At 72.0% G+C, this 13,026-nt stretch carries 8 protein-coding genes; 1 reads left to right on the top strand and 7 read right to left on the bottom strand.

The features are described 5' to 3' along the window. Window positions 1-148 precede the first annotated feature (148 nt). The 7 genes from ACFV0T_RS02960 to ACFV0T_RS02930 all read right to left on the bottom strand — a co-directional run bounded on the left by ACFV0T_RS02960 (window position 149) and on the right by ACFV0T_RS02930 (window position 11,025). On the bottom strand, window positions 149-1,783 hold the full coding sequence (locus ACFV0T_RS02960) for an acyl-CoA dehydrogenase family protein (protein ID WP_385773741.1): 1,635 nt from the start codon (window positions 1,781-1,783) through the stop codon (window positions 149-151). A gap of 66 nt (window positions 1,784-1,849) precedes the next feature. Further along, on the bottom strand, window positions 1,850-2,824 hold the full coding sequence (sbnA, locus tag ACFV0T_RS02955; RefSeq protein ID WP_385773739.1) for a 2,3-diaminopropionate biosynthesis protein SbnA: 975 nt from the start codon (window positions 2,822-2,824) through the stop codon (window positions 1,850-1,852). 34 nt (window positions 2,825-2,858) lie between these two features. After that, complete coding sequence (gene sbnB / locus ACFV0T_RS02950) at window positions 2,859-3,902, bottom strand: 2,3-diaminopropionate biosynthesis protein SbnB (protein WP_385773737.1); 1,044 nt, start codon at window positions 3,900-3,902, stop codon at window positions 2,859-2,861. Beyond that, window positions 3,899-4,903: a TauD/TfdA family dioxygenase gene (locus ACFV0T_RS02945; RefSeq protein WP_385773735.1), complete on the bottom strand. Its 1,005-nt coding sequence runs from the start codon at window positions 4,901-4,903 to the stop codon at window positions 3,899-3,901. The genes sbnB and ACFV0T_RS02945 overlap by 4 nt, the downstream gene beginning before the upstream one ends. A 123-nt stretch (window positions 4,904-5,026) precedes the next feature. After that, complete coding sequence (locus ACFV0T_RS02940; protein ID WP_385773733.1) at window positions 5,027-7,294, bottom strand: amino acid adenylation domain-containing protein; 2,268 nt, start codon at window positions 7,292-7,294, stop codon at window positions 5,027-5,029. 21 nt (window positions 7,295-7,315) lie between these two features. After that, entirely contained in the window at window positions 7,316-9,763 is a 2,448-nt protein-coding gene (locus ACFV0T_RS02935) for a Pls/PosA family non-ribosomal peptide synthetase (protein WP_385773731.1), read from the bottom strand. Next, window positions 9,760-11,025, bottom strand: coding sequence for a heparan-alpha-glucosaminide N-acetyltransferase domain-containing protein (locus ACFV0T_RS02930; protein ID WP_385773730.1), 1,266 nt, complete (start codon window positions 11,023-11,025; stop codon window positions 9,760-9,762). Before ACFV0T_RS02930 ends, ACFV0T_RS02935 begins: the two co-directional genes overlap by 4 nt. Before the next feature lie 697 nt (window positions 11,026-11,722). Between ACFV0T_RS02930 and ACFV0T_RS02925 the strand changes: the two genes are divergently transcribed. After that, window positions 11,723-12,904: a YihY/virulence factor BrkB family protein gene (locus tag ACFV0T_RS02925; protein ID WP_385773728.1), complete on the top strand. Its 1,182-nt coding sequence runs from the start codon at window positions 11,723-11,725 to the stop codon at window positions 12,902-12,904. Window positions 12,905-13,026: the final 122 nt, after the last annotated feature.

Below are 13,026 nucleotides of genomic sequence, written 5' to 3'. Positions count from 1 at the left end.
CAACCCTGGTGAACCCCCGAGGGGTGGCTGAAACTTGAGCAACGCCGTCCCGAGCGGCGTTCCTGGCCTCGCAGGGCCAACTTCGCGGGGGTGGTGCCGTGTCGGCGCAGCACCACCCCCGCGTGGTCACCCGGGCGGCCCGTACCGGTCAGGACACCGGCCGGGCCCGCTCCACGACCGAGGCCAGATCGAGCGTGTGCGGCAGGGTCCCGAAGGCCGCGCCCCGGTCGCCGCCCAGCCGCGAGGCACAGAACGCGTCCGCCACCTCGGGTGTCGCGTACCGCACGAGCAGCGCGCCCTGGAGCACCAGCGCCAGCCGTTCGGCCAGCCGCCGGGCCCGCCCCTCGATGCCCTCCAGATCGGCGAGTTCGGTCAGCAGGTCCTTGATCGCCCCGTCCAGCCGGTGGTCGGCGCCACGCGCCCGCCCGACCTCCTGGAGGTAGGCGTTCAGCGCCTGCGGCTCCCGTTGCAGCGCCCGCAGCACATCCAGCGCCTGGACGTTGCCCGCGCCCTCCCAGACCGAGTTCAGCGGCGACTCGCGCACCAGCCGGGGCAGGCCCGACTCCTCGACGTACCCGTTGCCGCCCAGGCACTCCGCGGCCTCCACCGTCACCGGCGTGCACCGTTTGGTCACCCAGTACTTGGCCGCCGGCACCGCGATCCGCAGCAGTGCCCGCTCCTGCTCGCCGCCGTCGTCGTAGGCGGCCGCGAGGCGCAGCGCGAGGGTCGTCGCCGCCTCCGACTCCAGCGCGAGGTCGGCCAGCACATTGCGCATCAGCGGCTTGTCGAGGAGCCGGCCGCCGAACGCCTCCCGGTAGGTGCAGTGGTGCACCGCCTGCGCCACGGCCTGCCGCATCAGTCCCGCCGAACCCAGCACACAGTCCAGCCGGGTCGCCGCGACCATCTCGATGATGGTGCGCACCCCGCGCCCCTCCTCGCCGACCCGGCGCGCCCAGGTCCCGTCGAACTCCACCTCGGACGAGGCGTTCGACCGGTTGCCCAGCTTGTCCTTGAGGCGCTGGAGCCGGAACACGTTGCGCGAGCCGTCCTCCAGCACCCGCGGCACGAGGAGACACGTGAGGCCCTCCGGGGCCTGCGCCAGCACCAGGAACCCGTCGGACATCGGCGCCGAGCAGAACCACTTGTGCCCGGTCAGCGCATACGTCCCGGACTCCGAGAGCGCCACCGCGGCCGTCGAGTTGGCCCGTACGTCGCTGCCGCCCTGCTTCTCCGTCATGCCCATCCCGAACAGCGCCCCGGCCTTGGAGCCAGCGGGCCGCAGGTGACGGTCGTAGACGGTGGACGTCAGTCGGGGCTCCCACTCGGCGGCGAGTTCCGGCTCGTGCCGCAGGGCCGGCACCGCCGCGTGGGTCATCGACAGCGGGCAGCCGTTGCCGGCCTCGACCTGCGTCCACACCAGGAACCCGGCCGCCCGCCGGACATGCCCGCCCGGCCGGACCCACGCCCCGGTCAGCCCCGCCGCGACGCCCTTGCCCAGCAGCCGGTGCCAGGCCGGATGGAAGTCGACCTCGTCGATCCGCTCGCCGTAGCGGTCGTGCGTGCGCAGCCTCGGCGGATTCTCGTTGGCCTGAACCCCCCACTCCTGGACCTGAGCCGACCCGGCGGCCCGACCCAGCGCCGCGAGTTCGTCGCGTGCCTCGTCGAGCACCGCCGGGTCGACATGCCGTTCGACCGCCTCCGTCAGCGCCCGGTCGGCGGAGTAGACGTCGTATCCGGTCAGGGGCGGGGGCTGGTTGGTCACGGTGTGCGTACTGCCTGCCATGCCCCGGAACCTACCCCGTGCCGGGACGGTGATGACCGCGCTGACACGGCGGGCGGCATCTCCGGGTCAGCCCAGCGGGGAGAGGGCCGTCTCCAGTGGGTCCTCCGTCAGCACCTCCTCCGGCCAGCCGGGGCGGTAGACCGTGTCGAGATAGCGTTCGCCGAGGTCCGGGGCGACGGCGACCGCGGTGAGGCCGGGGCGGCCGTGGTGCGCCAGCCACTGGTCGGCGCCGCTGACGACCGTGCCGGTGGAGCCGCCGAACAGGAAACCCCGTCCGGCCAGCCGCCGACAGGTGCGGACGGTGTCCGGCTCCTCGACGCGGACCACGTCGTCGACGTAGGACGGGTCGAGCAGCGGTGGCGGCACGCTCGTGCCCAGACCGGGGATCATCCGGCGGCCCGGCGGGTCGCCGAAAGTCACCGAGCCGACGCTGTCGACGGCGACCACCCGCACCCGGCGCCGCCACTGCCAGAACCAGCGGGCGCAGCCCATCAGCGTCCCGGTCGTCCCGGCTCCGACGAACAGCACGTCCAGATGCGGGAACTGCCGGGCGATCGCGGGCGCCGTGGTGCGGTAGTGCGACCGCCAGTTGCCCGGGTTGGAGTACTGGTTGAGCCACACGTACCGCTCGTCCGAGGCGCACACCGCCCGCACGTACGCGATCCGGGCGCCGAGGAAGCCGCCGACCGGGTCGGGTTCGCGCACGATGTGCACCCGGCTGCCGAGCGACTGCATCAGCCGGACGGTCGGCTGGTTGCAGCGTTCGTCGGTCACGCACAGGAACCCGTAGCCCCGGCTCGCCGCGATCATGCTGAGCGCCACGCCCAGGTTCCCGGACGAGGACTCGACCAGGACCGAGCCCGGCCGCAGGACGCCGTCGCGCTCGGCGGCGTCCACCATCTCGCGAGCGGCCTTCAGTTTGATGGATCCGGCGAAGTTGAAACCCTCGCACTTGAGGAAGAGCGGCAGCCCCAGTGCGGCCCGCAGGTCGACGTAGAGCTGCTCCTCGTTGAACTCCGAGGGATCGGAGATGACGGGCATGGTGTCCCCCTGTTCCCGCTGCATGCCCCGCCGGTCATCCGTGCCGGCGCAGTTCGTGGAAGAAGTTGTCGACGACGTGCAGTTCGCCCCGCCGGGCCACCTCGTCGTGGACGTACCTGCCGACCGCGAGGTCGAGGACGCCCAGCCCGAAGGGCGAGAACACCACCGTCCGGTCCGTCGGGACGGACGCCCGTCCGGTCAGTACGTCGTGCAGGGTGCCGTCGAGGAAGTCCCGGTTCCCCGTGACCTGTTCGACGAGGTGCGGTGAGGTGTCCGCCTTCAGGCAGTGTTCGACGTCGTCGACGAAGTTCGCCGACGCGAGCAGGATCCTGGGATCGAGGTCGCGCAGCGACACATTGAGCACCAGCGGATGGTGCGCGAACCAGGCGGGGTCGTGGACGTGCGGCCGGGCGGCGACGGTGGCGAAGACCAGCAGGTCGCTCGACCGGACCAGCGCCTCCGCGCTGTCGTGCACCGTGATCCGGCCCTTGGTCCCCGATCTCTCCAGATAGCCGCGGAATCCGGCCGCGCTGTCCGCGGACAGGTCGTGCACGCCCGTCTCCTCGAACTCCCACCCGGTGGCCATGAGATGGGTGTGGATGTAGCGCGCGATCAGGCCGGTGCCGACGAACCCGACCCGGACCGGACGCGTCCGGGATCTGCTCAGCCGGTCCGCGGCCAGCACCGCCGAGGACGCCGTCCGCGTGGCGCTGATGACCGAACTCTCCAGACAGGCGAACGGATAGCCCGTGTCGTGGTCGTTGAGGATCAGCACCGCCGAGGCCCGCGGCAGGCCCGAGGCCGTGTTCTCCGGGAAGCTGGAGATCCACTTCAGCCCGTCCACCCGCAGCGGACCGCCGAGCGAGGCGGGCAGCGCGATGATCCGCGCCGACGGCCGGTCCGGGAAGCGCAGGAAGTACGACGGCGGGTTCACCGACTCGCCCTCGCCGTGCAGCCGGTAGACCGCCTCGACGAGTTCGGCGACCTCCCGCTCGCGGCCGTGCAGGGCTTGCTGGACCTGCTCTCCGGAGATGACCGCGAACGGCGGTGCGTCCCTCCGTGCCGATGTCGTCGTCATACCGTCCCCATCTCCGTCGCGGGCGTGCGGCCGGCCGGCCGGACCGGGTCACCGAGCGCGGCGAGCACCTCACGTGGACCGGTGAAGGGTTCTCTGCCATGTGCGGTACGGACGTTGTCGACGAGCAGCAGATCGCCGGAGCGCCACGGCTCGCGCACGGTGTGCGCCTCGTACACCTCGTTGATGCACTTCACGATGTCCTCGCCGATCGGGTCGCCGCCGCCGAACCGGGTGCTGAAGGGCAGCCCGTCCGGGCCGTAGACGTCGACCAGGTACTCGCGCACCTCGGGTTCCATCGTCCACTCGCTCAGGAACGCGATCTGGTTGAACCAGCAGCGCCCGCCGTCGACCGGATGCCGGAGCACGGCGCCGCGCCGCTGCCGGGTGCGCAGCGAGCCGTCGGCCTGCCAGGCGAACTCGATGGCGTGCGCGCGGCAGTAGCGCTCGACGGCGGCACGGTCGTCGGTGCCGAACGCCTCGGCGACCGAAGCGCCCAGCTCGTCGTGGTACGTCCGGGCCAGCATCCAGCCCTCCTTCTCGAACCGGTCGGTCAGCTCGGCGGGCAGCGCCGCCAGGACCGCCGCGGCGTCGGCGAGAACGGTCGCGCCGCCCTCGGCCGGCGCCTCCGGGCAGGCGAACAGCAACAGGCTGGGGAATTCGAGGGCGTAGCTCATCTCGTGGTGCATGCACATCTGCTGGCTCGGCGGCCACTTGGTGGAGGAGTACACGCCGTCCGTGTACGTGCGGCGGGGCGCGAACGGCTCCCGCTCCGGCATCAGGGTGTCCGTCAGCCGTCGGAAGACGGCCGCGCAGGTGTCCGGATCGCCCAGGCCGAGCCCGCGCACCAGGACACGGCCGTGCCCGGCGACGACCGTCCGCAGCGCATCGCGGTGCGCGCCCGCCCAGGCGACGGGGTCGCCGCCGGGATCGGCGTGCAGGAGCGGGGGACTGCCGGGGACCAGGACGGGGTCCGGGAGGAGGGTCGGAGACGAATGGGCCATCTCGGTTTTCCTTTCGGTGGTGCGGATGAGCTGTGGTGCTGGGTGAGGAGGGACAGGGTGAGGAGGGGGTCGGAGGAGGGTGGAGCTGGCGGCGGGCCGGGGGGAGTGGGGGGCGTCGGGGTCTCAGGCCGGTGGTTCCAGCAGGACCGCCAGGTCCGCGAGGACCGGGTGGCGGGTGACGTCCTTGAGGGTGATCGCGCGGTCCAGGGCGATCGCCAGCCGCACGGCGGCCAGCGAGGTGCCGCCCCGGTCGAAGAAGTGGTCCAGGCGGCCGATCCGGTCGGCCGGGATGCCGAGCACCTTCGACCAGGCGGCGGCCATCCGGTGCTCGCCCGGCGTGTCCGGGCCGCCCTCGACCGCACCGAGTTGCTCGGCGAGCGAGCCCAGGGTTCTGCGGTCGATCTTGCCGTTCGCCGTCAACGGCAGCCGCTCACGCCAGTGGACGGCCGACGGGACCATGTAGGCGGGCAGCGAGGCGGCCAGCCGCTCCCGCACGGCCCGCGCCTCCACCGGCTGCGACCCGGTGCAGAACGCCACCAGCCGCGTGCCCCGTACGACGACCACCGCGCCGTCCCGGACACCGGGCACCCGCAGCAGCGCGTTCTCGACCTCGCCGAGCTCGATCCGGAAGCCGCTCACCTTCACCTGGCTGTCGCGCCGTCCCAGGAACTCCAGCTTCCCGTCCGGCAGCCAGCGCCCGTGGTCACCGCTGCGGTACAGCCGCTCGCCCGGGCGGTGCGGGTCGTCCGTGAACGCGGCCGCGGTGCGCTCGGGGTCGTTGACGTACCCGCGTCCGACGCACACGCCCGAGAACACGATCTCGCCGGGCGCCCCGAGCGGCACGGGCGAGAGATTTCCGTCGACGACGTACACGCGCACGTTCGCGATCGGCGGCCCGAGCGGCACCCGCTCCCGCTCCGGCACACCGTGCATGACCTCGTGGTTGGTGTCGTCCGACGTCTCCGTCAGCCCGTACGCGTTGACCAGGCGGACCCCGGGCCGGGCCGCGAACCAGCGCTGCACCAGCTCCTTCTTGACGGCCTCCCCGGTCACCGACACGCAGGCCAGGTGCGGCAGTTCGCGCGGCCGCTCTTCCAACTCGGCGAGCACAGCGTCGAGATACGACGGCACGACCTGGAGCACCTCGACGCCGCCACGCTCGATGGTGTCCACGAACAGGGGCACGTCCAGGATCGTGTCCTGCCCGACCAGCAGCGTCCGCCCGCCGGCCGCCGGCCCCGCCAGCAGCTGCCAGAGCGAGATGTCGAAGCACTGCGGCGCGGTCTGCGCGACCGTCGTCCCCGGGCCGATCCCCAGGTCGTCGACCTTGGCGAGGATGTGGTTGAGGAAGCCCGCGTGCTCGCACATCGCGCCCTTGGGCTCGCCGGTGGAGCCGGACGTGAAATAGATGTAGGCGAGTTGACCGGCGGAGACGTCCACCCCGAGGGCGGTGTCGGCGTGGCCCTCGGCCCACGCGGTGTCGACCAGGAGGGTGGGGGCGTCGACCGCGGCCTTGTCGAGGGTGTCCGTGCTGCCCCGCTCACTGACGACGATCCGGCAGCCGGCGCGGGAGAGGACGGCCGCGATCCGCTCGGCCGGGAAATGCGGTTCGACGGGCAGATACACCCCGCCCGCCTTCAGCACCCCGAGGACGGCGGCCATCCAGTCCAGGTCGCGTTCCATGACGACGCCGACCACGTCCTCCCGGCGCAGGCCGCGGGCCAGCAGCGCCCGGCCGATCCGGTTGGCGCGGGAGTCGAGCTCCCGGTACGTCCACTGCCGCTCGCCCTCCACGGCGGCGATCGCGTCCGGGTGCAGCGCCACCCGCTCCTCGAACAACTCGTGCACCCGCCGGTCCGGGAGTTCGCGGTGCGGGCCCGCCATCTCGTCGAGCTGCACGCGCCGTTCGTCCCCGGAGAGCAGGCTCTGCCGGTCGTGGTCGGCGTCGGGATCGGCGGCGATCAGGCCGAGGGCGGTGAGGTGGTAGCCGGCGACGCGGGCGGCGGCCGGGGCGTCCAGGACGTCGGTGCGATAGCGCAGCCGCAGCATGCCGTCGCGCACGCTCACGTGCAGCACGGTGTCGTCGGCGGGTACGTGGGCGCCGTACGGGTCGAGTACCGTCTCGGCCCCCGGATCGCCGCCCGCGACCGCGGTGTCCATCAGCGTCCGCCATGCGCCGGGACCGGTGAACAGCCGGTACGGAAGCGGCTGTTCACCCCGGGCCGGGACCAACCCGGTCGTCACCTCGCGCTCGCCGGACAGTGCGGCGAGCACCTTGGCGTGCGCGGCGAGCAGTGCGCGCCAGGATGTCGGCACGCCTTGCGGCAGGGGTACTTCGTGGGTCGCCGTGCCCGGCACCGGGGCGGTCGTCCACCTGGGGATCGTGTCCATCGTTCCTTCTTCTCCGTCTCGTCAGGCGCGGCGCAGGGCCACCGCGGGATTGCCGCCCCAGTGCGCCCGCGGCGGTACCTCCTCGCCCTTCATCAGGAAGGAGTCGGCGGCGAGCATGGCGCCGTCGCCCAGCGCGACGCCGTAGTGCACGAGTGCGCCGGTGCCGAGGGTGCTGCCGGCGCCGATCGTGATGTGCTCGGACTTGAAGGTGCCGTCCTCCTGGGAGTGCGACTGCACCTTGCTGTGGGCGCCGAGCGTGCAGTCGTCGCCGATGGACGTCAGCGTGCGCTCGGTGATGTAGCAGCCGTCGTCGAAGACCCGGCGGCCGAGCCGGACGCCCAGCAGCCGCCAGACGACGTTCTTGAACGGCGTTCCGTTGAACACGGCGAGGTGGTGGTCCGGCACCTTCCACAGCCGCTCGTGCCACCAGAAGTACGGGTCGTAGATCGAGCACAGCCGCGGCCGCAGCGGCCGGAACCGGCCGATCACCCGCTCCACCAGGGCCCAGTAGCCGGTGGTGAACATCAGCGCCAGGATCATGGCGGCGCCGATCAGCAGGCCGCCCGCCTCGCCGTAGACGCCGGACAGGTCGACGGCGGCGAAGCCGAGCACGGTCAGCAGGCACCAGTGCAGCCACCGCAGGAACAGGAACAACCCCATCGAGCGCAGGTTGTAACGGTTCTTCGCGGCCAGCCGGCGGCGCAGTTCGGCGCCCTCGCGGAAGTGGTCGAAGCGGGTGTCGCGCTCCACCGTGCGCGGGATCTCGAAGCTCGGCGAGCCGAGCAGTCCGACGCCCTCGCGGACCTCGCCGTCGAGCGGGACCATCACCTTGGTCGCCAGCAGACAGTTGGCTCCGGTACGGCCGCCCGCCGGGTAGGCGATGTGGTTGCCGAGGAAGTTGTTCGGCCCGATGACGGCGCGCGAGACACGGAAGGACGTGGCGGAGAAGTCGGCGTTCACGACCGACAGCCCGTCGGCGACCATCGTGCCGCTGCCGACGGTGACCAGGTGCGGCGTCTCGTGCACCACCTCAGAACCGAAGTTGGAGCCGGTCTGTTCGACGTGCGACAGGTCGTAGCCGATGGCCCGCAGGTACCCCACGATGTACGAGCTGTCGCCGAACAGCCAGGTGAAGAACCGGGCGTTGGACGTCCGGGCGATCGCGCGCTGCACGGAGTAGTGCAGACCGTAGAGCGGATAGGTGCGGTCCGGTCGCAGCAGCGGGCTCAGCAGGCGGGGCACCAGGGACACGGTGGCGAAGCCGAGGACCACGAAGGCCACGAAGAGCGCCAGGGACAGGCCGAGGGCCTCCCCGTAGAAGCGGGCCGTGCCCAGGTCCTGGGTGTCGGGGTCGATCAGCCGGTCGAGCGCGGGCACCAGCGGCAACAGCAGGTACGTTCCGCCGACCGCGACCGGGATGTACACCAGGAGCAGCTGGAGCAGCCCCGCGAGGCCGTAGAGGGCCCGGCGCCCCTTGCGGACGGTTGCCGCGGGCACCCGTACGTAGTCCACGTCCGTGCGCTGGGCGGGCGAGCCGTGCCGGTGTTCGCCGGCCGGGACGTCGACCCCGCCGTAGAGCGCGGAGGCGTGGCCGAGCTGGGCGCCGTCGCCCATCGAGGTGCCGATGTCCAGGACGGTCTTCTCGCCGACGTACACGTCCCGGCCGAGGGTGACCGGGCCGGTGCGGATCCGGCCGGCGTGCGCCTGGTAGCAGAGGAAGAAGGAGTCCTTGCGGATCACCGTGCCGGAGCCGACGGTCAGCAGGTCGGTGCAGACCGGCACGGAGTGGGAGAGGACGGTGACGCCCTTGCCGATCCGCGCGCCGAGGGCCCGCAGATAGAGAACGTACAGCGGGCTGCCGGCGAACAGGACCATCGGGTTGGCGTGCAGCAGCGACTTGACGGTCCAGAAGCGGACGTAGGCCAGGCTCCAGACCGGGAACTCGGTCTCCTTCCACCGGCCGACGAGCACCCACTTGGCCACCACGGGCACCGTGCACACCCCGGCGAACACCGCACCGCCGAAGGTCACCGAGCGCAGATAGACCCCGATCACGGAGTCGGCGTCGGAGACCCAGGTGTAGCCGCGGGCGGTGACGAGACCGACGATGAGGCAGTACGCCGCGAAGACGACGAACTGGAACGCGCCGCACAGCAGATAGCGGCCGGTGCTTCCGGGCAGTGGAGCGGGGGCCTCGACCGGGGCGGGGGTGTCGGCCGGGGCGAGGGCGAGGGCGGCGGCCAGGCTGCGGATCGTCGGATGGCCGTAGACGTCCCGCATGGACACCGCGGGCAGGTCGGACCGTTTCCTGACCCGGGCGCAGAAGTGGGCCATGACCAGGGAGTTGGCTCCCAGGTCGTCGAAGAAGTGGCTGTCGACGGGGACATGATCTCTGCGGACGACCCCGGCCAGGACCTCGGCCAGGACGCCTTCGTCGACGGTGGCCCGGACGGTGCTGGGCTTGCTCACCACATGTGCTCCTTGCTGCTGCTTGCCTGATGCCGGTCGAGGACCGGGGGAGTGACCGCCGCGCGCGCCCGCCGGGCCGCCGCGGCGACCACGGTCTCCAGCGGCCCCCGCCCCCGGGCCTGGCGCCATACGACGGCGAAGAGCGGGGCGCCCGTGGCCAGCGCCGCGTACAGCGGGCCGGGCGAGTCGCCCAGCACGCCCGTGGCGAGGACCAGTACGTGGGCGCTGTAGAGAGTCAGGGGCATGCTGCCCGCCGCCGCGAGCGGCGCGAGCACTCGTGCGACCGGGGCGGACCGGGTCAGCAGCAGGACCCCGCCGAGCAGGGCCGCCGCCGAGCCGAGGGTGTGCAGCATGTCGAACGGTGAGGTGGAGTGCGGGGCGCGGGAGACGAGCGACCACCAGGTCGCGCCGTCGGGCGCGTCCCACAGCACCTCGTCGCGCGCCCGGTGCCAGGGGATGCCCGCGAACTCGGCCTGCCACAGGTGCCGCAGCCCGCCCAGGCGCAGCAGCCATACGGTCCCGGTCAGCCAGGCGGTGGCCGCCAGCGCCAGTCCGCCGGCGAGCAGCCGGGCCGCGACCCGCCGCGAGGTCAGGTCCAGTCGCCCGACGGCGAGCCCCGCGCAGACGTACGCCGTCCAGGCGAGCACCGGATAGTTGCCGTACACGAGCAGGTGGGAGAGCAGCCCCAGCGGATCGGTGCACAGGTCCACGAGCGTCGGGTCGCCGGCGAAGGCCGGTTCCGGCAGCGTCCCGTCCAGTCCCAGCACGGCGACCGGGCCGGTCACCGCCAGGGCGAGGGAGAGCGCGAGCAGGGTGCGCGGGCGCAGGCCCAGCAGGGGCAGGGCGAGCAGGAACATCAGGGCGTAGCAGGCGAGGATCACGTCCACGTCGAGGTCCGCGGCCCGGGAGACGAAGCCGAGCAGCAGTCCGATCAGGCCGACGACCGCCGCGCGGGCCGCCACCGCGGCGCGGGCGCCGCGGGCGGCCGGGCCGGTCACCGGGCGCGGGCCGCCCGTGGTGAACGCGAGGCCCACCCCCGCCATCAGCGCGAAGGCCGCCGACGACCGGCCGCCCGCGATCGTCCAGGCCCAGGTGGGCGAGCCGTCGTCCCCGAACGCGCCGAAGACGTGGACCGAGAACATGCCGAGCAGGGCGAGCCCCCGGGCGGTGTCGACCCCGGCGATCCGCGGCGCGGCGGAGCGCCGGCCGTCGCCCAGGAGTGGCGGCGGCGCGACAGGCGTCAACGGATGCGGTACCGGCATGGTGATTTCTCCGGAGCGGAATATGGCGGAAATGGCGCCGGGCGTCCACGGTGGCGCGAGAATTCGGGGCACCGGACATAGGTGTGCCCCAAGAATGTTCGAGTGGTAATCGTTCGCAAAGCATGTTCGGAAAATGTGTTCGATAACTATGTGGAGTGGCCGCGTGAAACAGGTCGTGCGTGAAATGGCGTGGTGCAGCACGGCATGACCCACGTGGTGTCACGTGGGTCACGGGTAACGCGGCTGAATCGGGTCCTGGTCAGAGACCCCACTTGTCCCCCGTGTCGTGTGCGCCGAGCCGTCCTCGGAGCGCGCAACGAATGCAATGAGAATTCTTTCGAGCCACTTAGAACGGGTCAAGGGCGTTTCAGTCATTGGCGATTTCGCATCGGCCATCCATTCGCTCGCCGAGTTGTGCGGATGACCCGTACACCGCTCCCACCGGGAAACTCACCGGACGGGCGGGACGTGTGCCGTGGCCGGTTCCGGTTCTCGCGGGGGTACAAAATCAGCCATCGCGGACATGACAGAAAAATGGTTCGATTTCACCTGGGGTATCTGGTGGGTTGCCCATCAATTTCTGCCGCATTGCGCTGCGGGAGGGAGCGCGAGGGAGGGGAGCGACACCACGGGCGCCGTCGGTCCGACCGTCAGACCAGGGGTGAGTGCAGCCTCGCGCGGCGGATACCGTTAGGACGTGCAGCCAGTAAGCCAGTCTCCCGAGCAACCCGAGAGCCCGTCCGGGCGCCTCCACCGGGCGCGTGCCCTCTACCGGAACGTCTCCAAGCGCAGGACCGCCTGGCTGCTTCTCAAGGACACCGTCAACTCCTGCATCGAGTACCGCATCCTCGGCCTCGCGGCGGAGGCGGCGTTCTTCTCGCTGCTGTCCGTCCCGCCGCTGCTGCTGAGCCTCATCGGCCTCCTCGGCTACGTCGACGACTGGACCGGCACCGACAGCATCAGCGGCCTGGAGAGCAACATCCTGGAGGCCTCGCGCACTGTGCTGTCCGACAAGGGCGTCACGGAGATCGCCCAGCCGATCCTGGACGACGTGATGAAGGGCGGCCGCCCCGACGTCATCTCCATCGGGTTCCTGTTCGCGCTCTGGTCCGGCTCCCGCGCGGTGAACGTCTTCATCGACACCATCACCGTCATGTACGGCCTCGACGGCGTCCGCGGGATCGTCAAGACCCGCCTGATGGCCTTCCTGCTCTTCATCGTGGCGCTGCTGATCGGCTCGGTCGCGCTGCCGCTGATGGTCGCGGGCCCGGACGCGGTGGTGCGGATCGTGCCCTGGTCGACCACGGTGGTGCAGGTCCTCTACTGGCCCGTGGTGATCGTCCTGTCCATCGCCTTCCTGACGACGCTGTACCACGTGTCCGTGCCGGTGCGCTCCCCGTGGATCGAGGACGTGCCGGGGGCCCTGGTGGCGCTCGCGATGTGGGTGCTCGGCAGCTTCCTGCTGCGGATCTACCTCCAGAGCACCATCGAGGGCGCGACGATCTACGGCTCCCTCGCCGCGGCCGTCGCCGTCCTGCTGTGGATCGGTGTGTCCGCGTTCGCCGTGCTCGTCGGGGCCGCGGTCAACGCCGCGATCGACCGTGTCTGGCCGGCCGCCGCGACCGCCGCCGCCCGCGCGGCCAACGAACGGCTGCGGGGGGAGGTGGCCGCGGAGTACGTCGCCCGTCTGACGGCCGCACGGACCTACGACGACGAGGCCTACGACGATCCCGACGACCCCGACATGCCGTCCGAGTTCCCCGAGCGCTGGTCCCGCTTCCTGCCCCCGGAGGACGTGACGGGACGACTCCGCACCCACGCGAAGACCCCCCCGAAGGGCAACAACGCCCACACGCAGGAACCGCCCGCGGAGAAGTGACGAGGAGGGCGGCCGCGTCCGCTCGTCGGGTCGGCCGCGTCCGCCCCGGCAGACCGACGCCGAGGGCGCGCCGGCCCGGCTGCGGTGGCGGGCCGGGCCCACCAAGGCGGCGCGGCTGCGGC

Origin of the sequence: Streptomyces sp. NPDC059582 (genome assembly GCF_042735715.1) — a bacterium.
GTDB lineage: Bacteria > Actinomycetota > Actinomycetes > Streptomycetales > Streptomycetaceae > Streptomyces.
This window is presented reverse-complemented; position numbering and strand designations above follow the sequence as displayed.